Origin of the sequence: Hymenobacter latericoloratus, from assembly GCF_014199535.1 — a bacterium.
GTDB lineage: Bacteria > Bacteroidota > Bacteroidia > Cytophagales > Hymenobacteraceae > Hymenobacter > Hymenobacter latericoloratus.
Genome location: NZ_JACHNV010000002.1, coordinates 254,349 through 274,838 on the forward strand (window position 1 = coordinate 254,349; position 20,490 = coordinate 274,838).

Below are 20,490 nucleotides of genomic sequence, written 5' to 3' on the forward strand. Positions count from 1 at the left end.
GTTTGCTGTTTGGCTGACGCAAGGGGGGTAGGGCGGCAACCAGCGGCAACCCGCACCTACCCCCCTTGCGTCAGTCAAGTCCGGCGGAGCCACTTAAACCGCCGAACGGTGGACCTCGGTTCCGCCAGGCTGCCCGCTCTGGGGAGCTGAACGGCCAACTCCCCCGTTCACCAGCTCACCATCTCACTTAGCCAACGCCGGTGGCTGCGGCCGGAAATTATTTTACCTTGCCTTTACATACCCCTGGTTCCACCTTTCTATTTTTCTGTTTTCATGAAAAACCGCAATAGCCTGAAGTTGGCGGCGGTGGCAATGGCTGGCCTGTCGCTGGCTGGTTGCGCCTCCAGCAAAACCGCCGCACCCACGGCGGCCGCTACCACCACGGCTCCCGCTACCCCCGCTCCGGCCACCAACCCCCAGGGAGTGGGCCTGAACGTGGCCAACATTGATAACTCGGTTAACCCCTGCGACAATTTCTTTCAGTACGCTTCTGGCAACTGGCTGAAAAACAACCCAATTCCGGCTGCTGAAGTGCGCTGGGGCTCCTTCAATGAGCTGGCCGACAAGAACAACGCCCTCATGCGGCAGATTCTGCAGGAAGCAGCTGCCAACACCTCGGCCGCTAAAGGCTCCAACGCCCAGAAAGTAGGCGACTACTATGCCACGGCCATGGACTCGATGGCCATTGAGCAGGCCGGCCTGAAGTACCTGCAGCCCGAGTTGGCGCGCATCAACGCCATCAAGGACCTGAAAGGCGTGCAGAACGAAATCGTGCGTCAGCAATTGTACAGCACCGGCGCGTTCTACAGCGCCGGCGTAGGCCAGGACGAGAAAAAAAGCACGGAATACGCTTTCCAGCTCTATCAGGGCGGCCTCAGCCTGCCCGACCGGGACTACTACCTGAAGGATGACGCCCGCTCGAAAGGGCTGCGCGCGGCCTACACCACCTACCTCACCAACACCTTCAAACTGTTGGGCGACAACGAGGCCACGGCCGCGAAGAATGCCGCCGCCGTGATGCGCATTGAAACCCGCCTGGCCAAAGCCAGCCGCACCCGCGTAGCCCTGCGCGACCCGCAGGCCAACTACAACAAGATGACGGTGGCCGAGTTCAACCAGCAGTTCCCGAACCTGGCCCTGCCGCAGGCCTTGCAGGCCATGAAGCTGGGCGCGGTGAAAACTGTGATTGTGGGGCAGCCGGAGTTCTTCAAGGAGGAAAGCGCCATGCTTAAGCAAGAGCCCCTCTCTGACATCAAAACCTACCTGCGCTGGCACCTGACGACTTCCCTGACCTCGGCCCTGCCGAAGGCCTTTGGGGATGAGTCGTTCCGGTTCTCGCAGGTGCTCACGGGGGCCAAGAAACAGCAGCCCCGCTGGAAGCGCATGAACGCCGCCACCGACCGCGCCCTGGGCGAAGCCTTCGGCCAGCTCTACGTGGACAAGGCCTTCACGCCGGAAACCAAGCAGAAGGCCATGGAAATGGTGGCCAACATCCGCGAGGCCATGGCCGAGCACATTCAGCAGCTGGACTGGATGAGCACCGCTACCAAGCAGGAAGCCCTCAAGAAGCTGAATGCCTTCACCGTAAAAATCGGCTACCCCGACCAGTGGAAGGACTACTCGGCCCTGAATGTTTCGCGCGAGTCGTACCTGAAAAACGTGCTGGCCGCCCGGCAGTGGGCTTCCATGGACAACCTCAGCAAGTTTGGCAAGCCCATTGACCGCAAGGAGTGGGGCATGACGCCCCCCACGGTGAATGCCTACTACAACCCGCCGATGAACGAAATTGTGTTCCCGGCCGGCATCATGCAGCCCCCGTTCTTCGACCCCAAAGCCGATGACGCGGTAAACTACGGCGGCATGGGTGCCGTTATCGGCCACGAAATCACGCACGGCTTCGACGACCAGGGCCGGCAGTACGACTCCGAGGGCAACCTGCGCGACTGGTGGACCAAGGAGGACGCCGCCAAGTTTGAGCAGCGCGCCGACATGGTGGGCAAGCAGTACTCGGCCTTCTCGCCGCTGGACTCCGTGTTCGTGAACGGCAAGCTGACCATGGGCGAAAACCTGGCTGACCTGGGCGGCCTGAACATTGCCTACACGGCCCTGCAGAAGCAAATCAGGAAGCAGTATCCCAACGGCAACGCGCCCAAGTACGACGGCTTCACGCCCGAGCAGCGCTTCTTCCTGGCCTGGGCCCAGATCTGGCGTACCAATGCCCGCCCTGAGTACCTGCGCCAGCAGGTCATGACGGACCCCCACTCCCCGGCCCAGTTCCGCACCAGCGGCCCGCTCATGAACATGCCCCAGTTCTACGAGGCCTTCGGCTGCAAAGAGGACGCGAAAATGGTACGTGCCCAGACGGAGCGTGCCAAAGTGTGGTAGTATTTCAGAATACCCTTTAGTTTGCCAAAGCGGCCCGCACCAGGTGCGGGCCGCTTTTTTGTGCGGGGGTTACGCTACCTTGCCGTATGCAACAAGTTATTCGGGCGTGCAGTGCGTGGCTGCTGGGCGCCGTTCTGCTTACTGGCTGCCAGCCTTCACTGGAGGAGAAGATGCAAAACCCGCAGCAGGGCGACGTGTACGTGGTGCAGTTTCAGCCCCAGGGCGGAACAGAAACGCGGTATTTCTTCTATCAGCTCTACCGCGTTACGCCGGACAGCGTGTACCTGCACCCGGCCCGGACCGATGCTGCCACGGCTGATGCCGCCCTGCCCGATATGTTTGCCCAGGACAAGAGCCTCCCCTATACGCGCGCCGAAGCCCGGGAGCTACTGCAGGAGCAGCCTGGCGACGTGCTGCACAGCCGCCTGGTAGAGGTACGCCGGTAACACCAGCTGAAGGCCGGGGCTTGGGGCTTCCGGCAGGGGTAGGGCGAAGGTCATTGTATGACTTTCATCTTAATATGAACGTCCTGGTGAGGCCAGTTGTCGGTGCCTACGGGCTCGGCGGCAATCTTATCGATAACGTCGAGGCCTTCTACCACTTCCCCGAACACGGTGTACTCGCCATCGAGGCTGGGGATGCCGCCCTGGGTAGCGTAGGTGCGGAACTGAGCCGGCGTCAGTTTTCGGTTGGTGCTGGACTGAGCCTGGTAGGCCGTTAGCTTCTGGCCTTGCACAATGTAAAAATCGTGGCTGGAAGACAGCTTACCGGGGTTCTGCTCGTCGTCGTAGCGGGCCATGCCCACGGCGCCGCGCTTGTGGAAGTGCCCGGCCCTGATTTCGGGAGGCAGGCGGTAGCGGCTCAGGCGCATGGTGAGGCGGTCGGAGGTACCGCCCTGAATAGCAAAGCCCTTTACTACCCGGTTAAACACGGTCTGGTCGAAGTAGCCTTTGCGCGCGAGCAGCAGGAAGTTAGCCGTGTGCAAAGGGGTGTCTTCGTAGAGGCGGATGCGCATGTTGCCGTGGCGGGTTTGCAGCAGCACTTCGCGGCCAGGATACTGGCGGCCATAGGGCAGGAGCAGGGCGGCCGCATTGGAGTCGGCCAGGCTCATCAGGTCGGGGCCGGGTACGCTGACCGGGGCGGGAGTAGGGGGCGCGGCGGCTTCGGGTTGGGTACGGTTGCAGGCGGCAGCCAGCAGAACCAAGGCGAGCAGCCCGGCAGAGCGGCGGGAGCGGAGAAAGGACTGAAGCATACGTGGTGGGCGGCGCAAGTGGCGGTGTGCAATGATACGAACCGCGCGTCAGTCGGGTGAGAAACAAGGCTTATCTGGCAAGGGACGACAGCCGGCTGTAACGCACAAGCGGCTACCCCCGCCTGGCAGGGGTAGCCGCTTGTGCGCTGAAGGACGTGCTTACAGCTTGATGCCCATTTTCTTGGCAATATCCGCGAACATCTGCGGGTCGTAATCGTCGGCGCCGGGCGAGTTCAGTTGAGGTTCCTCCTCCAGCACGGGGTAGGGAACTCCCTCAAAGCCGCCCTGAACCAGCTCCAGCGGCTGCCCGTCCTCCGGGTGCTTGCCGTCCCAGATAACGCCCGCCGTCTTGTAGTCGTCGGGGCTGAAGGTATAGAGCTTCAGGTGCAGCTTCTGCTGATCCTGCAGCTTCTTGGCTTCGGGGAAGGCGTCGTTGCTTAGTTCCGGCACCGGCACCAGCTTGCTGACTTCTACGCCCGTCAGCTTCTCCAGGGCCTTGGCATAGGCTACTACGTGCACCCCGCCGCGCACGAGCAGATAGCCTACCACCGCGCGGGCGCAGGGGTCCGAAACCATTTCGTACACCCGCATTTTGTTAGCGCGGGCCCCGCACTCCAGGAAGAAGTTGTGCAGTAAATCCAGCTTCAGGTTGCCGCTGGCGTGTACATTCTGGCCGGTCCAGGGGTTGCCCATCGAATCCACCGGTAGCGCCGATTGAGCGCTGGTCAGGAAATGGTAGCTGTTGCGCGCATCCTTGGCGTCGGCGAGCGGCGCGGGCACGGGGTCTTTGCCCCGCACGGTCTGGCCGGTCAGCAACAGATTAATGGCGTAAGAAAGAGCCTCGATGTGGCTATATTCTTCGGCGGCAATGCTGCACGTCAGGTCATAGAACGGCCGCAACCGGTTCCGCCCCCGGAAGTTGAACGACTGAAACGTGTAGTTCATCAGGGTGGACATTTCCCCGTACTTACCGCCCAGCAGCTCCTGAATAGCGGCTGCGTCGTTGGGAGAGGGATTTTTGGGTTTGGGCAGCTCAACGGCCAGCCGGTCATAGCGCAGAATCATAGCAACTTGGGTTTGAGGTGAAGAACGAGTGCTACTGTTCCCCTATAGCGGAACGCTATACTTAACGGGTGGTTACCCGGTAGGTTAGCCCAATGCCCTAATGTTGTTCAGGCGTATCTGATTGATATTTATGGCTTTGTGAAAATAATAATGGTGATTTTTAGCAGAAAACTCAGATGAAGGCAACCCCGGCTCACGTTGCATGGCAAAGCTCCGAAACGTGGTAGCTGCTGGGGTAACAGCTTGGTTGAAAGCGCGTTACGTTTGAGAAAGAAACAGAGGCGCGCACAAGGAAAGGGCGGCGTCAGCCTGGTTGCCAACGCCGCCCTTTATTGTTCTTTCCACTGAGGAGCTGCCTACCAGCCCGAGCCGGCAGGAGTGTCCCACCCATCCGAAGCCGGTTTCTTCTTCGGTTTGGCGGGTTGCTCCGATTTGGTTTTCTGCTTTTGAGCCGGCCTGGCGGCGGGCTTGCTCTTCACCTTAACCGTGGTAGTGCCGACGGGCGGGGCCGGAGCGCCCGGAACGGGGGCTGCTACCACCGGCGTGGCTTCGGCATCGGCGGGTAGGGGCTGCATATCTTTGGCGGCGTTAATGAGGTCGGGGCGCTCGGCTTCTTTGTATTTCTGCAACGCCAGCAGCAGCTGTCCGTCCACCAAACCGTTGTCTTTCCAGGTTTTCAGCTCCTGGGCCAGTTTTTCCTTTTCTTCTTTGGTGGGTGCTTTTTTGAGCAGGGCCTCCAGGTTAGGGCTGCCGGCATCCTTCCAAGCCGTCAGCCACATGGAGGCCACCAGGGTAGGGGCCAGCTTCAGGCGGTAGGCTACCTGCCCACCCACCTTCTCGTGGTAAGAGTCGGCGAAGGCATCGGAATAGGAGCGCCGGGTTTTGCCGTATTTGTGGCTGAACACATACTTGGTTTCCGGGGTGTACTTGCGGGTTATCTCCTCTTCTTTATCGAAGGTATCGCCCAGGAAGCCATACGAGTCCTGTACAGTCTGCCAGATATCCTTCAGAGGGTCCTTGGAGTAGTCCGCCGATTCGCTGTCGAGTTTGTACTTGGCAATATGGCGCTCGGGTAGCTTGCTGTCCCACAGAGCCCGGATGCCTTCCTGCTTGGTTTTCTGGCCGTTGTAGTTCACGGTTGTGTTCAGGGGCACGTAGGCATCGGCTATGTAGTGGCCCAGGTCGGCGGAAAGCGTCACAATGGCGGCCGTATCGCGCTGGCGGAAGGCTTCCGTGAGCTTGGTTTTGGTTTCCAGCACGGCCCAGGGCAGGGTGCCGTATTTGCGCAGGGTATCGGCGGTGTACTTGGCCACGGCCTTGTCCCAGGCTTTGGGCATCAGGCCGAACGGGTCGTCGCCGTAGTGATCCATGTAGATGAAGTGCTTGCTGGCTTCCAGCGGGTCCTGGCTGCTGCGCTCATCGGCGGCAGTGCTCAGCCGGATCAGCTGGGGCAGGTGGCGGTAGTAGAAGCCGCGCATGGCGGAGGGCAGGGCATACACCGAAATCTGGGCGATGGTACGGTGACCAAAAACGCCCCAGCCCGGCGACCATACCGGGCAAAGTAGCACGACAAAAAGAGTGAGCAGAAGTTTTCTCATAGGAGCGGCACGACAACAGGAAAAGCAGGGCAAAGGTACAACCGAAGCACTTGATGTGCTGCCTTTTGCCGGCAAGATGTACCCCGGCGGTCAGGGGCCGGCAGCCCGTAAACTGCTGGCTGTACTACCCCCTGTTACGCTTCCAAACCAGATAAAGGCACTACGTACGGGCCGGGCGGCAAAAATGCCTGCATCTTTCCCGCCCGGCCCGTACGTAGGCTACTATCCGCCGCTTCGCCTTAACCACCCACCCCGTGACGCTTATTTCCAAAAAGAAAATCACCTACCCCATTCAGGAAAAGCTGCGCCACTACCTGCGCGACTACGACCGGGAAACCCCGCTGCCAGTGACCTACCTGGAACTCACGCGCATCAGCGGGGCCTTTCCGCTCCTGGACCGCAACGGCCGCGACACGCTCTGGGAAACCGTTTTCTACGAGCCCCAGGCCCTGCGCGAGCTGAGCGAGGGGCTGGCCCAGGTGTACGCCCTGCTGAAAACCGCCGGCGACCTTTCCTTTACCGACCACCTCATTGCCGACCGCATCGACTACTGCCGCTTCGGCAACTCCAACCCGTTTCGGGTGCGCATCGTCAATCAACTCAACGACAACTACGACTACTTTTACGTGAAGCGGGCCGACGCCTCGCGGGTGTATGGCCTGGAGCTGGAACACCTGCTCTCGCCCAACAGCATAAACTACCTGGTGCACGAGGATACCCTGATTGAGGAGCACATTGCCGGCATTCCCGGCGACGACTTCATTCGCCTGCATCTGCAGCGGCCTCACCTCAACCAGGTGCGCATTGCCAAGGAGTTCGTGAAGTTTAACGAGCGGTGCTTTGCCCGCCTGCTCGGCGACATGCGCGCCTACAACTACGTCATCGACGTAACGCCCGACTTCGAGGACGAGCAGTACCGGGTGCGCGCCATCGACTTCGATCAGCAGTGCTACGAGGGCAAGAAAAACATGTATCTGCCCCAGTTTTTCAAGGATAACCGCGCCGTAGTGCTACTCTGCAGCCAACTGCTGGAACCCGAAACCATCCGGCAGTACCAAACCGAGGAACGCACCCTAATGGCCCGCCGGGCCCGCTCGGAGCGCTACCGCCTCAAGGACCTCATCGACTGCCTGCGTCAGGACGAAGTATCGCCCCCGGAAAAAGTCCGGCAGCTCAAAGCCCAACTCAACCAGCACCACCGCACCGAGCAGTTCACCGCCTGCCGCTCTATGGGCGACGTAGTGCGCCTGAATCTGCTGCTGACGCTGGGCCGGGGGAAGAGGTGAGGAGGTGACAGGACTGGCGGCAGACTTCTGGCCGGAGGCCAGGCGTCTGCCCGCCGGCCAATGGGGCAAGTCTCCCGACTTGCGGCCGCCGCAGGCGGCCACCTCGCGTCTGGGCCGTTTGAGTGCGCAAGAGGGGTAGTAGATGTTGGCTGAAGGCCAGAAGCAGATGGATTGAACAGTTCCGGCAGAGCGAGGAGTGGGTGGCTCCACGCGGCGCGAATGGAGCAGACGCGGGGTGGCCGCCTGCGGCGGCCGCAAGTCGGGAGACTTGCCCCATTGGCCGGCGGGCAGACGCCTGGCCTCCGGCCAGAAGTCTGCCGCCAGTATGCCCCGTCACCCCCTCACCTCATCACCATTCACCTCTCCCCCCAAAATCACTTCATTTTCTCCTCAACGGCCGAACCGGCGTGCTGCTGGGCGTACTCATCGAGCAGGTTGTTGAGGTAGTTGAAAATATAGTCAACGGCTAACTGGCGCACTTTATCACAGTTGCCGGTAAACTCCTCCCGCAGCTCGTAGGCCCGGTTTTGGTGCAGCACGGTGAAGTACATGGTGCCCACCGGCTTCTCCTCCGACTCGGAAGCGCCGCCCCCGCACAGGCCCGTCACGGCCACGCAGATGTCGGCGGTGGGCAGGTGCTTGTGCAGGCCCATCACCATTTCGTTGGTTACCTGCTGGCTTTCGGCGGTGTACAGGGCCAGGGTTTCCTTTTTCACGCCCAGCAGGCGTTGCTTGGCAATGGGGTGGTAGGTCACCACGGAACCCAGCAGCACCTCGCTGCTGCCAAAGGCTTTCACAAATTCAGAGGCGAGCAAGCCGGCCGTGCAGCTTTCGGCAAAGGCCAGGGTTAGTTTATACTGCAGAAACTTCTGCGCGAGGATGTTCAGGTCGTTGGGCTTCATCAGAAAATAAAAAAGCGGCGTACCGGCTTTACGCCAATACGCCGCCCAAATGTTATAGCCGAGGTTGGCAATTTGCCCGGTTGAGGCAGCCTGCCCGCCTACTCCTGCCGGTACACTACCCCCTGCTTCATCACGAAGCGTACGCGCTGCATCACATTGATGTCCTGCACCGGGTCGCCCTCCACGGCTACCAGGTCGGCCAGCTTGCCGGGTTCCACGGTGCCCAGGTTCGGCGTCTGGCCCAGTAGCTCGGCCGCGTTTACGGTAGCAGCCCGCAGGGCCTGCAGGGGCGGCATACCGGCTTCTACCATGTAGCGGAACTCAAAGGCATTCACGCCGTGCCGGAACACCGAGGCATCGGTGCCAAACGCAATTTTCACCCCGGCCTTGTACGCCCGCCCGAACGTGCCCTGCAGCTTCGGGCCAATAGCCAGGGCCTTGGGCGTCACCAGCGGGGGGTAGTAGGTAGGGTTTTTGGCCGCCGAATCGGCTACGGATTTGCCGGCCGTGATGGTGGGCACGTACCAGGTGCCGTATTTTTTCATGAGCTGAATGGTTTCGTCGTCCATTAGGGTGCCGTGCTCAATGCTGGTCACGCCCGCCCGGATGGCCCGCTTCATACCCTCGGCGCCGTGGGCGTGGCAGGCCACGTTCAGGCCCAGGTCGCGGGCGGTTTGCACCACCGCCCGGATTTCCTCCTCGGTAAACTGCGGCGCCGAGCCGTCTTTGGCCACGCTGAGCACGCCGCCGGTGCTGGCAATTTTGATCAGGTCGGCGCCGCGCTTGTATTGCTCGCGCACGGCCTGCCGGCCCTGGTCGGGGCCGTTGGCTACCCCGTCGGCCGGGCCGGGCATGCCCATCAGGTCCAGGCGGTAGCCGTTGGTGGGGTCCATGTGGCCGCCGGTGCCCGAAATGGCTTTGCCCGCCGTAAAGATGCGGGGGCCCACTACCTGCCCTCGGTTGATGGCGTTGCGCAGGGCCAGGTTTACGCCCGAGCCGCCCAGGTCGCGGACGGTGGTGAAGCCGGCCTGCAGGGTTTTGCGCGCATACTCCAGGGAGCTGAAGGCCACGTCGGCGGGGTTCTGGGTGAACTCCTTCAGGTAGTTGTCTTTGCTGGTTTCGCCCTCCAGGTGCACGTGGCAGTCGATGAGGCCGGGCAGCACGGTGCGGTTTTTCAGGTCCACTACCTTATCCTGGCTGGCGGCCGGGGTAGTATAGCCGCGCTCCACGGCCACTATGCGGCCTTTTTCAATTATTACGGTCACTTCGGTTTGGGCGCGGTCCTGGCGCATGTCCAGCAGGCGGCCGCAGTGCAGGTAGGTTTTCTGGGCCCAGGCGGCGGGGGCCAGCAGCAGGGCGCTACCCAGCGTCAGGCCAGCGAGTAGTTTTGGTAGCATAGGGGAGGAATGAGGTGAAGTAGTGGGGGGAAGATACAACACGGAAAAACGCTGCATGCAGCCTAACTCCACCGCAATCCGTATCTTTTGCCACCGGTTCTGCTACGGCAGAGCACTAACCCCCTCTTTCCACTACTTCACACTTTCCTTGTATGGCCACTACCGCCGATTTTGAGGCCGCGCAGCAGCGCGTGCAGCAACTCCCCAGCAAGCCCGATAACTCTACCCTCCTGAAACTGTACGCCCTGTTCAAGCAGGCCAGCGAAGGCGACGTAACCGGCGACCGGCCCGGTGGCTTCGACTTCAAGGGCATTGCCAAGTACGACGCCTGGGCTAACCTGCGCGGCAAATCCCAGGACGAAGCCCGCCAGGAGTACGTTGATTTCGTGAACTCCCTGTTCTAAAAACCGCCCTGTACAACCGAAAAGCCCGCTGCCAGGTTCTGGCAGCGGGCTTTTCGGTTGTACTGATCTGTGCTAGGCCAGGGGCTGGTTGCCGGCATCGGGTGGGGTAGGGGCGGCCGGAGCCGGCGCGGCGGGCGCGCCGCCGGGCGTCGGCAGGTCGAAGGCTACGGCGTTATGCTCGAAGTGGCCTTTATGCGAGCCGTCGCAGAAGGGCTTGTTCTTGGAAAGTCCGCAGCGGCAGATGCTGATTCGCTCGCGCCCACCCAGGCCGTAGGGCTGGCCCTGGGCATCTACTAGTTCGAAATCGGTGCCCTCTACCCGTAGAGAGCCGTTGCTGAGCACGGTAAGTTTGGTGGCCATATGGTGAAGGTGATGAGGTGACGGGGAGGAATGGTGACAGGTGGTGAATGAGCGGGCAGCGTACGGCTTGGCGGCAGCCGGGGCTACAGCTCCTTGCGCAGTACGTAGTCGTTCATCCAGTAGGGGCCGATGGCAATATCTTCTTCGCGGTGCAGCTGGAAGCCCTGCCGCTCATAGAAGGCCAGGGCGGGGTTGTGGCGGTTTACGTTCAGCTCCAGGGCGTGGCCCCCGGCCGCGCGCACGGCCGCCTCCACGGCCCCAATCAGGTGCTGGCCCAGGCCTTGGCCCTGGGCCGAGGGTAGCACATAAATCTTGTGCAGCTTGTAGAGGCCCGCGGTAGGTTGGGCCGCAAAAGAGGCGTAGCCCCGGGGCTCACCCTCTACGTACACCAGCAGAAACGTGTGGCCCTGCTCGGTCATTTGCCGCTCCAGCGAGGCCGGCGTGTAAATAACCCGGTACATGTAGTCAATCTGCTCCCGCGAAATAATGAAGCGGTACGTGGGCTCCCAGGTGGCTTCCGCCAGCCCGATGATGGTAGGAATATCGGTGAGGGTGGCGGGCTGAATACGAAGGGGAGCGGCGGCAGAGACTGACATAGCAGGCAAAAAACGGCATTATTCAGCGCAAAACCGAACCCCAAGCCCGGTTTCACTCGTTTTGGGCCGGAAATTGCCTGCCTCCGCTACACGAGTTTGGCTCCGGGGCCGTTTTCGTGTTTTACCTCATCACCATTCCTTCCTCCGACTACGACACCCACCTGCTTATGAAACCTTTCCTGTTTTCGCTGGCCCTGCTTACGGGCTCGGGCCTGCTGGCAGCCCCGGCCGCCGTGGCTCAGCAAACCCCCAAGGCTACCCCCAAAACAACCACCAAAGCCCCCTCGGCCAGCTCCACTACGGCCGGCGTGGAGCGCGACCTGCGCGTGTTCAGCGACTGGGTAAACGAAAAGGTGGACCAGGCCGCCACCACGGCCCGCCGCGAGCTGCCCCGCCTCACGGAGGAGTTTGACCGCCAGAGCCGCCGCATCGATAAGGCCGTGGACAGCCTAACGGTGGAAGGCAAGCACGAGTACACCATCCAGAAGGGCCGCTATAAAAAATGGGCTACCCGCCAGGATAGCCTGGATGCCGCCGCCAGCCGCCCGGCCACCGCCGACCAGGCCCAGCGCCGCCTGCTGGGCGAAGACGTGAACATCAGCCGGGCCCGGCCCACGGAGCTGCCCGACCTGTACTTCCGCCTCATTGAAACCATGCGCACCGACCGCAAGAACTGGACCCAGGCCGAGTGGAGCGCCGCCAGTGCCGTGCTTAGCCGCCTGAACGCCCGCTACGAGCAGGTACGGGAGCAGCTGCCCCTGGAGGAGCGCCTGCGCATCCGGAGCCTGCAGGGCGAATTCCGGACCCTGGAAAAAGCCCGCGACGTGAAAGACGTAATTCGGGAATAAAAGCGCCCCAGCCAGCCAGCCTTCCGGCCCCTTAAAAAAAGCCGTGCCGCCTGATTAAAGGCGGCACGGCTTTTTTGCTGCTCTCGTATGCTCGCGGCCCATCAGGCCGGGTCTGGCTCCAGGGCAGCAGGGTTGGGCGGCAGGTGGTAGCGGCGCAGCCACTGCCAGGCCGAGGGCAGATCATAGAACATCTGAATGGGGATATACTGCCTGACCCGCTCAAAAAAGCGCAGACTGATAAGCTGGTTGTGCATATCGGGCGAGAAGACGTAGGCAATGGCCCGCAGGCCCGAGTCCATTACCTGCGGCAGCACCTCGTACTCTACCCAGTCCATGGCCTCACTCCAGTCGCCGGTGGCGTTACTCTTGTCGTTGAGCAGCAGGGGGTAGCGCAGCTCGGCCAGTATGCGCGCTACTTCCTGCGAGGCGTACGATACCTCCTGGCCCGTCAGGTTGCCAAACCACCGTACGTACAGCACCCGGTGCGTGGGCGAGTGCAGCAACTCAAGCAACAGGTTGCCGTGCGCATCAGGCAGGGTACCAAGCAATTCAAGGGGTAGGGAGTCCATGGGGAGGGTAGGACGCGAGGAAGATCAGCACGAATCCACGGAATATACTGAAAACAAGATTGATTCGGATCTGAGCTCATCCATTATTTTGGTTCGGCTGGCATCCGCTATTTTTGCCGCTCCGTTTTTTTCTGCGCTTCGCTCATGCACATTGCAATCGTCGGTAACATTGGCGCCGGCAAAACCACGCTGGCCAATAAGTTGGCTCACCACTTCAACTGGGAGGTGTTTCTGGAAGATGTGGACCACAATCCCTACCTCAAGGATTTTTACGACGACATGCCCCGCTGGGCGTTTCACCTGCAGGTATATTTTCTGAACAGCCGCTTCCGCCAGACCCAGCAGATTAAAGCCCTGCAGCAGGCCAGCAAGGGGGTTATTCAGGACCGGACCATCTACGAAGATGCCCACATCTTCGCGGCCAACCTGCACCAGTCGGGCCTGATGACGGAGCGTGACTACCAGAATTACCTGAGCCTGTTCACGTCGATGATCAGCATGGTGAACCCGCCCGATCTGCTGCTGTATCTGCGCGCGGACCTGCCCAAGCTGGTAGCCCAGATTGACAAGCGCAACCGCGACTACGAGAACAATATCAAAATCGACTACCTCAAACACCTCAACGAGCACTACGAGGAGTGGATCAGCGGCTACAAGGCTGGCCGGCTGCTCATCGTAGATGTCAACAACCTTGACTACGTGAATAACCCCGAGGATTTGAGCGTCATCATCGACAAGATTAACAGCACGCTGTTCGGACTGTTTTAAGCAGGCACACAGAGCAGAGCGGGGGAGTTAAGGCAGCAGGGCCGTGGCGTTATTCTTGCTGCCTTTTGCCCCGCCATTGCCAGTAGGGAGCGGGGCTTGCCCCCGCCCGCCGCCCGGGCTGCTCCACCGGTAGTTCTTCAGGCGCTGGGCGGGGGCAAGCCCCGCTCCCTACCACGGTTTGTTACATGGCGGGGAGCCCACCCAGCGGCCTTCCTCACCTAATTTCCTTCCTCCCGCATGGCTTCGTTGAGGAAGCGCACGAAGGGGCGGGCGGCCTGCCAGGCTTCCAGCACCCGGGCCGCAAAGTCGGGGCGGCGTACGTCGGCATCGGGGAAAGAGCGCCACACGAAGAAGCTTTTCAGGCGCAGCCACTCCACGTCGGGGTCGGCGCGGTCATAGCCTTTGGGGGCTGTTTTCAGGGATTGAGACATGTCTAGCCCATCAGGAAACTGGCGCAGCAGCGCGGCATCCTGCCGCAGGGCATGGAAAGCCGGCGCGTTATAATGAATTTCCTGGCGGATGCGGGCCAGCTGAGCCGGTTCGGGCAGCCAGCGGCCTGCCCCCACATAGGTTTCACCGCCGGGCTCCACGGCCACAAAATAGCCGGCCCAGGCGCTATGCCGCCCGCCGGGCTTGAGGCCCGCGCCCATGTGCCGCTTATACGGCTCGTCGCTCTGCTGAAAACGGTCGTTTTTGTTGATGCGAAACATCACGTCCTGGGGGCTGAGGCCCCGCAGACCGGGCTCCAACTCGGCGGAAGCCAAGCGCAGCAGCTCGGCCACAAAAGCCGTGTACTCGGCGCGGGCCCGGTGGTAGTCGGCACGGTGCGCGTCCATCCAGGCTTTGTTGTTGTTGGCGGCGAGGCTGCGCAGAAATTCCAGAACGGAAGTCAGGTTCATAAACGGGCAGAAAGCGTGAGGGAGGGGCAGGGCCTACTACACAAGCTGCCCCGCACCGCTAGGCGGTACGGGGCAGCGCACGCGCGGGTTGGCGCGCGGTTTAGCGTTTGTTCAGGGCATGGGAGCTGCTGAGCGCGCTCCGGTCGTTGAGGGCCCAGCTAAACGATTGATATTCCACCTGGGCAGTAGGCAACACCGGAATGCGAGCATAGCGGTTTACGAAGGCCAGCACCTGGGCATCCGTCCCGAACTCGGCGGAGTAGGCCTGAAACAAGCCCGAGAGCAGGGCGCGTTGGGGCGTGAGTTGGTTGAAGGCCGAGTCGTTGATGAAGCGCCGGGCCTGCTCGTCCAGTTGGGCGCCGAGGCGGGTGCCGTCGTAGGGCTCGGCCAGCACGGGGGCGTTGGAGGCGGCTCCGTACATGAGGGCAAAGTGGGTGCGCGGGTCATGAAACTGGTTGCGCAGCATGTGCTGCTCAATCTGGTTGAGGGAGTAGCTCTGCCCGCCCACGTTCACAACCGGCGCTTCCCACGGCGACTTCACGCCGCTCACGGTTTTTACCCGGATGTCGTTGATGCTGGCTACGGGGTAGTACTGCAGCACCAGGTAGGTAGCCGACGCGTTGTACACATTCAGCCAGAAGGCCTTGGTATCGTCGCGGGTCCAGGAGCTGGGGTCGGGCTTTACCTTGCGCAGGCTTTCGAGGTAGGCCAGCAGCTTGTCCTCCTCATCCAGCAGGGCTTCGTAGTCCAGGCGCCCATCGGTGGTTACATGGTGGTGCAGCAACCGGCCCCAGGGCTCGTGTAGCAGTTGCAGGGTATTATTATCCTCGGCCCGCAGCAAAAAAGGAGTCAGCAAACACAACCAAAGGAATACAAACCGGTGGGGCAAAAAGTGAAACTGACGGAACATGCAATAGGGAGGGGGCGAGGGCAACAAAGGTGGAGCAGACAAGTCAGCCCGGCAGTCACCTATTCTTCCAATAGAAGACTACTCGGGTGGAGAGCGGAGAATCAGCCGGCTGAGTATCACTACAGCAAGACCCGATTGACTTTTCAAATGTATTAGCATTATCTTAATAATATAGAAAAATAACAGAAATTTTTTCAAATATTATCCTATTCCATAAATAGAAGGCAACTGAGCAGCCGTTGCAAGCGGTACGCAGTGTGTCAGGGCACCTCAGCCCACAGCTATCAGCACAACCAGCGAGTTCCGGGGTCCCGGTGCCACCCCAGAAATTTTATACAACAGCTTAAAGAAGGAGTATAACGCCCGAAGGAATAATCGGGGCAGTAGCTTAGCTTTTGTAGTCCAACACCTCAATGGCATCGCCTACGCGGAGCACGCCTTGGCCACTGCCGGTCACATTCTGCCCGAAATTCACGCTGTTGCCTTCGGAGCGGTAGCCGGCCAGGGTGCGCAGAGGTTCGCCCAGGGCGTGGCGGGTAGCGGTGTGCTGGTCGATGGTAGTAAGCACGCACCGGCCGCAGGGCCTGACAGCCCGGAAGGGCAGTTCTCCGATCAGGAAATGGTGCCACGCGTCCTCACTGAAGGGCTGCCCCCCGCTGAACACCAGGTTCGGGCGGAAGCGGTCCATGCCTACGGGCTCGGCCAGGCGCCCGTTCAGCTCCTGCAACGACTCCTGCCCGATCATCAGGAAGGGGTAGGCGTCGGCGAAGCTCACCAGCTTACCTTCCGGGTTATAGTCGCGCTCCACGTCGCGGCGCACCATATCCGACATATAGACGAGCTTACAGGGCTGCCCCAGGGCCTCCGACAGCCACTCGTCGCACTCGGGGCGGGCACGCCAGGCAAATACCATATCGTCCCAAATGGTCACGAACAGGGTTTTCTCCGGGGTAGCCTCAAAGGGCACAAACAAGGGCAGCAGATCGGGGCGCTGCTGGTGGCTGAGCAGGAAGCCGTTGTAGGCAGCCGCTACCTTCAGGTGGGCCATGGCGGCCGTTTGCCGCTGGGTCATGAACTGATTGCGTTCATTCACAACCAGCCACCGCCGGTCATGGCGCAGGCCGCGGGTTTCCACCGTTGCTTCCGCCACGCGAATGCCGCCCAGGGACTTTACCGGATAGATATAGAGGTCAGAGAGAAGAAGAGGTGCAGCCATACCGCAAAGATGGGAAATAGTGGGATGCCGGTTGTCAGTTGCCAGCTGTGAGTTGTCAGAGATAGATGCTGGCGGGGCGGTCTGCCGGTCGTATTCCTACCCTCTCAGGTTGACCGAAGCCCTGGAGGGGCTGCGTATTGGTAGAGAAGCGGTGGTGAAACAATAAAGCCCCAGCCAGGCGACACCTTCTCGTTCAACGATTAGGTGTCGCCCCGCTGGGGCTTTGGTTAGAGTGAAGGGGTAGGGCCTGCTACCGATAAGCACCACCCCCGACAACAGTCAACTGGCAACCGATAACCGGCAACTCACAACTGACAATGTCTAGTGCAGCGGGCGTTTCTTGATCATGCCGCCTTTGGTGTCCCGGACGCTGTGCATGACCATGAAGGCCTGGCGGTCAATCTGCTCTACCTCAGCCTTTAGCTTGGAAACTTCGAGGCGGGTAATGACCGTGAAGACGATATCAACGGGGTTGGGCTGCTCGCCGCGGGTACCGTAGCCGCGCTTGCCGGTGTACACGGTAGCACCCCGGCCCAGCTTTTCGGTAATCATGCGGCGGATGGCATCGGAGCGGCCCGATACGATGGTGACGCCAGTGTATTCTTCCAGGCCGTCAATGATAAAGTCGATGGTTTTGGCCGCCGAGAGATAGGCCAGGATGGAGTACAGGGCCGTTTCGATGGACAAGACCCAGGCCGCTACTCCAAAAATGAGAATGTTGAATACCAGAATGATATCCCCCACGCTCATGCTCGACTGCTTGCTGAGGTAGATAGCCATAATTTCGGTGCCATCGAGCACGCCCCCGCCGCGCATGGCCAGCCCAATGCCGGCCCCTAGGAAGAAGCCCCCGAACACCGATATCAGCAGCTTGTCCTGCGTGACGATGGGGTAGGGAATGAGGGCCAGCACCAGGGCCAGGCCCAGAATGCCGAGTAGGGTCCGGATGGCCACGCCGGGGTCGAGCTGCCGCCAGGCCATGAGCACGAATGGAATGTTCAGGACCACGATAAGCGCCGGAAGGGGTAGGCCAAACACCCTGACAATCAGCAGCGAAACCCCGGTTACGCCCCCATCCAGGAAGCCGCCGGGCAGCAAGAAACTCTCCAGCCCGAACCCCGCCGAAAACACCCCCACTACCATTAACAGGGTATTCACAACCTGCCGCCGCCACCAGCGTCGGTCGCGGGCAGAGCGGGCGCCGGGGCCGGGGCGTTTCAGGCTGGTGCCGCCGGAAGAAGGGGTAGCAGGTAACTCGGACGAAGGCAGGGGGTGGAAATCAGTCATAGGCGAAACAGGAAAAACGCAGTGCTATCAGGTACGGCACCGTGCGGGTGAATGTTGAAAATTAAGGCACCCCGGCCCGGCAGTGGGGGACTGGCCTAGAATTTGGAAAAGTTTTTTCAGGGGTCCGCGTTGGCCCCCGAAAACAGGAGTAGTAGTTATGGCATTGCTAGAGCAGTATCAGGTGTTATGGGGGCGGCAGGAACGGAAGGAATTTGCAGTTGAACTGGTGCCGGTGGTGCTGCCACTGGCCTTGCTCTATGGTTTCACACCGGAAGGACAGGTGCCACCGCTGTGGCTGGCCTCGGGGCTGTGGCTGCTGGCTACCGCCCTGGTAGCCGTGTTGGCGGTGCGCCGCCTGCACGATATAGGGCGTAGCGGCTGGTACGCCCTGCTACTGCTGGTGCCGGGCCTGAGTGCCCTGATGTTACTGGCGCTGCTGGTGCTACCGGGGCTGCCCTGCGTTACCCGGCACGGGGCCACCAACCGGCTGCAGGCTACTGGCTGAAACCGCCGAAACCCGTAAAACAAACTGTCCTTCCAGAGTAGGTTCTCTGTTTTAGAGACTCCTCCGGAAGGGCAGGGTTGCGTAAAAGCGGCAGAAACTGCCGGGTTATTTCGGCTCAGGTAGGGGCTGCTGGGCCAGCTGCAGGGCGCGGTAGAGGTTCACGAGGCCGCCCGTGCGGGAGAGCTCCGCGAAATCAACCAGGGTAGTGGAGCCGGGTTTGCGCACCTTGGTGTGGTAGGGCACCGCCGACTCCAGGATGATGCGCTTGAGCTGCACCGCCGTCAGCTGGGGGTAGTACGATTTCAGGGTGGCGGCAATGCCGGCTACCACGGGGGCGGCCATGCTGGTGCCGCTCAGGTTGCCGTAGCGGCTGCCGGGCAGGGTAGCGTAAATCTGGTTGCCGGGCGCAAACACGTCCACCTGGTTTTTGCCGTAGTTCGAGAAGTCGGCCACCAGGTTTTCATCGTTGGTGCGGGCCGAAGCGCCCACCGTAATCATGTTGGGGATGCGCTGCCCGCTGAGGTACACCGGGGCTGGGTACTGCAGGGTTTTATCGAGGTCCTCGTTCTCGTTGCCGGCGGAGTGCACCAGCAGTACGTTTTTGGTGGCGGCGTACTTAATGGCTTCCTCTACAGCGGCGCGCTGGGGCGAGTAGTATTTGCCGAAGCTCATGTTGATGATCTGGGCCCCGTTGTCCACGGCGTAGCGGATGGCGTTAGCTACGTCCTTGTCCCGCTCGTCGCCGTCGGGCACGGCGCGCACGGCCATAATCTGCACGTTGGAGGCCACCCCCAGCACGCCTTGGTTGTTGTCCCGGTCGGCGCCAATGATGCCGGCTACGTGGGTACCGTGCATGGGGTCGGGGCCATGCACGTCGCGGTTGCCGTAGTCGCGCTGTTTGGTGTCCTCGGGCCGGTCGCCCACAAGGGGGCGCGGGTTGTACTTCAGGTTCAGGCCGTAGTCGAGCTGGTCCTGGGTTTCCTTCAGGCCCTTCTTCATTTCCTCCAGCACATCATCCAGGGAGGCAAAGCCCGTCTGAAGCAGGGTGGTGTAGAGGCCCTGGGTAATCTGGCGCAGCTCTGGGTCCTGGGTGGGCGGGTTGCGCAGGGTGGCCGTGTCGAGGCGGGCTACCCCCAGCGCCTGCTTAAGGCCGGCGGCGCCCTGCGCGTTTTCGAGGTAGGCCTGGTTGAACTCCTTGAGGCGCTGGGTGTTCTCCTTCACCTTGGCGTCGTAGCTCTTTTTCACCTTCTGATAAAGGTCGAACTCGGCGCGCTTGGCGGCGGGCACGGCGGTACGCACTTTGCCCGCGTACAAGGGCTGCAGCTTGGCCAGAATACGGGTTTCCTCCAGCGTTTCTACGTTGATGTTGCGCCCATCGGGCCCGCCCAGAAAGCTCCAGCCCAGCACGTCGTCGGCGTAGCCGTTCTGGTCGTCGTCTTTGCCATTGCCGGCAATTTCCTTGCGGTTGCGCCAGAGTACGCGCTTCAGGTCCACATGCGCCGTATCGATGCCGGCATCGATTACGGCCACGATAACCGGGGTAGAAGTTTTGCCCTGCAACAGCTCCTGGTAGGCACGGCGGGCACTGATGCCCATCACGCCTCCATCCTGCTCGGGGTCAAGCAAATACCATTGGGGCGTGGCAGGGTTGGAAGCGGCGGGAGGGGTAGCCGTTTGGGCGGAAGCGGCCAGCACCGGAAACAGAAATGAGAGGCCCAGCAGCCGCAGCCGGGAGGTAAGGGGAAACGCCATGCAAGGGGAGGTCAAAATCGGAAAGGAAAGCAGGATGTACGCAAGGACCGCGCCACAGGATGAAGCTTGGCTGAAGCTTCGCCTCTTATCTTCCCGAATGCAAAAAATGGTAGGGTGGTTTATGCTGGTGATAGTCGGGTGGGCGGTGCCGGAGGTTGCGCGGGCTACCGCCCAGATACCCGACCTTCTGCTCTATCAGGGTGACACGCTGTATCTGCCGGAAAGTCCGCTCGAAACTTACTTCGAGGGTCGAAAGGATGCACCGTGCCGCCTGACGCCGTGCGTCCAATCCAGCAACTGACGCTGCTATCAGGCCACCTGGGCCATTGAGAATCAACAGCTTTATTTGCTGGCCATTACACCGACCTGTGCGGAAAGCGCTAAGCAAATCCAGTTGCGGCGCTGGTTCCGGCCTGATGTGAGGGGTAGGGTGAAAGCCAGCTGGGTAAGCGGGCCGCTGACGTTGGCGGACCCGGCCTCAGAGGTTGGAG

20 protein-coding genes are annotated in these 20,490 nt (G+C 61.2%); 7 read left to right on the forward strand and 13 right to left on the reverse strand.

From position 1 onward, the window contains the following. Positions 1-273 precede the first annotated feature (273 nt). Complete coding sequence (locus GGU46_RS06765) at positions 274-2,385, forward strand: M13 family metallopeptidase (protein ID WP_183402801.1); 2,112 nt, start codon at positions 274-276, stop codon at positions 2,383-2,385. An 86-nt stretch (positions 2,386-2,471) separates the two neighbouring features. Further along, a complete protein-coding gene (locus GGU46_RS06770) occupies positions 2,472-2,831 on the forward strand; it encodes a hypothetical protein (protein WP_183402802.1) in 360 nt (119 codons plus the stop codon). 50 nt (positions 2,832-2,881) lie between these two features. On the opposite strand, the gene GGU46_RS06775 is transcribed toward GGU46_RS06770, so the two are convergent. The 3 genes from GGU46_RS06775 to GGU46_RS06785 form a co-directional block, all read right to left on the reverse strand. Continuing rightward, a complete protein-coding gene (locus GGU46_RS06775; RefSeq protein WP_183402803.1) occupies positions 2,882-3,637 on the reverse strand; it encodes a peptidylprolyl isomerase in 756 nt (251 codons plus the stop codon). Between the two features lie 159 nt (positions 3,638-3,796). Further along, positions 3,797-4,702 (reverse strand): manganese catalase family protein, encoded by a 906-nt coding sequence (locus GGU46_RS06780; RefSeq protein WP_183402804.1) that lies wholly within the window; start codon positions 4,700-4,702, stop codon positions 3,797-3,799. A 356-nt stretch (positions 4,703-5,058) separates the two neighbouring features. Then, positions 5,059-6,300 carry a zinc dependent phospholipase C family protein gene (locus tag GGU46_RS06785; RefSeq protein ID WP_183402805.1) on the reverse strand — a complete coding sequence of 414 codons (1,242 nt, stop codon included), beginning with the start codon at positions 6,298-6,300 and terminating at the stop codon, positions 5,059-5,061. Between the two features lie 254 nt (positions 6,301-6,554). Here GGU46_RS06785 and GGU46_RS06790 point away from each other — a divergent pair, with 254 nt between their 5' ends. Further along, complete coding sequence (locus GGU46_RS06790; protein ID WP_183402806.1) at positions 6,555-7,586, forward strand: hypothetical protein; 1,032 nt, start codon at positions 6,555-6,557, stop codon at positions 7,584-7,586. 374 nt (positions 7,587-7,960) lie between these two features. Here GGU46_RS06790 and GGU46_RS06795 read toward each other — a convergent pair whose 3' ends face one another. Together GGU46_RS06795 and GGU46_RS06800 are read right to left on the reverse strand one after the other, a co-directional pair. Continuing rightward, positions 7,961-8,488, reverse strand: coding sequence for a CinA family protein (locus tag GGU46_RS06795; protein WP_183402807.1), 528 nt, complete (start codon positions 8,486-8,488; stop codon positions 7,961-7,963). A gap of 98 nt (positions 8,489-8,586) precedes the next feature. Then, entirely contained in the window at positions 8,587-9,885 is a 1,299-nt protein-coding gene (locus tag GGU46_RS06800) for an amidohydrolase family protein (protein ID WP_183402808.1), read from the reverse strand. A 152-nt stretch (positions 9,886-10,037) separates the two neighbouring features. Here GGU46_RS06800 and GGU46_RS06805 point away from each other — a divergent pair, with 152 nt between their 5' ends. Further along, complete coding sequence (locus tag GGU46_RS06805) at positions 10,038-10,289, forward strand: acyl-CoA-binding protein (RefSeq protein ID WP_183402809.1); 252 nt, start codon at positions 10,038-10,040, stop codon at positions 10,287-10,289. Positions 10,290-10,361: 72 nt separating this feature from the next. Here GGU46_RS06805 and GGU46_RS06810 read toward each other — a convergent pair whose 3' ends face one another. Both GGU46_RS06810 and GGU46_RS06815 read right to left on the reverse strand, forming a co-directional pair. Beyond that, positions 10,362-10,649, reverse strand: a complete 288-nt coding sequence (locus GGU46_RS06810; RefSeq protein WP_262890930.1) for a CDGSH iron-sulfur domain-containing protein — start codon at positions 10,647-10,649, stop codon at positions 10,362-10,364. Positions 10,650-10,732: 83 nt separating this feature from the next. Next, positions 10,733-11,245 carry a GNAT family N-acetyltransferase gene (locus GGU46_RS06815; RefSeq protein WP_183402810.1) on the reverse strand — a complete coding sequence of 171 codons (513 nt, stop codon included), beginning with the start codon at positions 11,243-11,245 and terminating at the stop codon, positions 10,733-10,735. A gap of 116 nt (positions 11,246-11,361) precedes the next feature. Between GGU46_RS06815 and GGU46_RS06820 the strand changes: the two genes are divergently transcribed. Beyond that, positions 11,362-12,093, forward strand: a complete 732-nt coding sequence (locus GGU46_RS06820) for a hypothetical protein (RefSeq protein ID WP_183402811.1) — start codon at positions 11,362-11,364, stop codon at positions 12,091-12,093. 101 nt (positions 12,094-12,194) lie between these two features. Here GGU46_RS06820 and GGU46_RS06825 read toward each other — a convergent pair whose 3' ends face one another. Next, entirely contained in the window at positions 12,195-12,662 is a 468-nt protein-coding gene (locus GGU46_RS06825; protein WP_183402812.1) for a hypothetical protein, read from the reverse strand. A gap of 144 nt (positions 12,663-12,806) precedes the next feature. Here GGU46_RS06825 and GGU46_RS06830 point away from each other — a divergent pair, with 144 nt between their 5' ends. Continuing rightward, positions 12,807-13,430, forward strand: coding sequence for a deoxynucleoside kinase (locus GGU46_RS06830; protein WP_183402813.1), 624 nt, complete (start codon positions 12,807-12,809; stop codon positions 13,428-13,430). A gap of 218 nt (positions 13,431-13,648) precedes the next feature. On the opposite strand, the gene GGU46_RS06835 is transcribed toward GGU46_RS06830, so the two are convergent. The 4 genes from GGU46_RS06835 to GGU46_RS06850 all read right to left on the reverse strand — a co-directional run bounded on the left by GGU46_RS06835 (position 13,649) and on the right by GGU46_RS06850 (position 17,742). After that, entirely contained in the window at positions 13,649-14,329 is a 681-nt protein-coding gene (locus GGU46_RS06835; RefSeq protein WP_183402814.1) for a DUF2461 domain-containing protein, read from the reverse strand. A gap of 100 nt (positions 14,330-14,429) precedes the next feature. Continuing rightward, positions 14,430-15,185: a DUF547 domain-containing protein gene (locus GGU46_RS06840; protein ID WP_183402815.1), complete on the reverse strand. Its 756-nt coding sequence runs from the start codon at positions 15,183-15,185 to the stop codon at positions 14,430-14,432. A 442-nt stretch (positions 15,186-15,627) separates the two neighbouring features. Continuing rightward, positions 15,628-16,455 (reverse strand): MOSC domain-containing protein, encoded by an 828-nt coding sequence (locus GGU46_RS06845; protein WP_183402816.1) that lies wholly within the window; start codon positions 16,453-16,455, stop codon positions 15,628-15,630. A 321-nt stretch (positions 16,456-16,776) separates the two neighbouring features. After that, on the reverse strand, positions 16,777-17,742 hold the full coding sequence (locus tag GGU46_RS06850; RefSeq protein ID WP_183402817.1) for a YitT family protein: 966 nt from the start codon (positions 17,740-17,742) through the stop codon (positions 16,777-16,779). 157 nt (positions 17,743-17,899) lie between these two features. Here GGU46_RS06850 and GGU46_RS06855 point away from each other — a divergent pair, with 157 nt between their 5' ends. Continuing rightward, entirely contained in the window at positions 17,900-18,247 is a 348-nt protein-coding gene (locus GGU46_RS06855; RefSeq protein ID WP_183402818.1) for a DUF805 domain-containing protein, read from the forward strand. Between the two features lie 105 nt (positions 18,248-18,352). Here GGU46_RS06855 and GGU46_RS06860 read toward each other — a convergent pair whose 3' ends face one another. Then, on the reverse strand, positions 18,353-19,999 hold the full coding sequence (locus tag GGU46_RS06860) for a S8 family peptidase (protein WP_183402819.1): 1,647 nt from the start codon (positions 19,997-19,999) through the stop codon (positions 18,353-18,355). Positions 20,000-20,490: the final 491 nt, after the last annotated feature.

Coding starts and splice junctions, on each gene's coding strand:
- GGU46_RS06775 (WP_183402803.1), bottom strand. CDS start 3,637: ATGCTTCAGTCCTTTCTCCGCTCCCGCCGCTCTGCCGGGCTGCTCGCC.
- GGU46_RS06770 (WP_183402802.1), top strand. CDS start 2,472: ATGCAACAAGTTATTCGGGCGTGCAGTGCGTGGCTGCTGGGCGCCGTT.
- GGU46_RS06795 (WP_183402807.1), bottom strand. CDS start 8,488: ATGAAGCCCAACGACCTGAACATCCTCGCGCAGAAGTTTCTGCAGTAT.
- GGU46_RS06800 (WP_183402808.1), bottom strand. CDS start 9,885: ATGCTACCAAAACTACTCGCTGGCCTGACGCTGGGTAGCGCCCTGCTG.
- GGU46_RS06835 (WP_183402814.1), bottom strand. CDS start 14,329: ATGAACCTGACTTCCGTTCTGGAATTTCTGCGCAGCCTCGCCGCCAAC.
- GGU46_RS06765 (WP_183402801.1), top strand. CDS start 274: ATGAAAAACCGCAATAGCCTGAAGTTGGCGGCGGTGGCAATGGCTGGC.
- GGU46_RS06815 (WP_183402810.1), bottom strand. CDS start 11,245: ATGTCAGTCTCTGCCGCCGCTCCCCTTCGTATTCAGCCCGCCACCCTC.
- GGU46_RS06830 (WP_183402813.1), top strand. CDS start 12,807: ATGCACATTGCAATCGTCGGTAACATTGGCGCCGGCAAAACCACGCTG.
- GGU46_RS06810 (WP_262890930.1), bottom strand. CDS start 10,649: ATGGCCACCAAACTTACCGTGCTCAGCAACGGCTCTCTACGGGTAGAG.
- GGU46_RS06785 (WP_183402805.1), bottom strand. CDS start 6,300: ATGAGAAAACTTCTGCTCACTCTTTTTGTCGTGCTACTTTGCCCGGTA.
- GGU46_RS06805 (WP_183402809.1), top strand. CDS start 10,038: ATGGCCACTACCGCCGATTTTGAGGCCGCGCAGCAGCGCGTGCAGCAA.
- GGU46_RS06855 (WP_183402818.1), top strand. CDS start 17,900: ATGGCATTGCTAGAGCAGTATCAGGTGTTATGGGGGCGGCAGGAACGG.
- GGU46_RS06860 (WP_183402819.1), bottom strand. CDS start 19,999: ATGGCGTTTCCCCTTACCTCCCGGCTGCGGCTGCTGGGCCTCTCATTT.
- GGU46_RS06845 (WP_183402816.1), bottom strand. CDS start 16,455: ATGGCTGCACCTCTTCTTCTCTCTGACCTCTATATCTATCCGGTAAAG.
- GGU46_RS06850 (WP_183402817.1), bottom strand. CDS start 17,742: ATGACTGATTTCCACCCCCTGCCTTCGTCCGAGTTACCTGCTACCCCT.
- GGU46_RS06780 (WP_183402804.1), bottom strand. CDS start 4,702: ATGATTCTGCGCTATGACCGGCTGGCCGTTGAGCTGCCCAAACCCAAA.
- GGU46_RS06825 (WP_183402812.1), bottom strand. CDS start 12,662: ATGGACTCCCTACCCCTTGAATTGCTTGGTACCCTGCCTGATGCGCAC.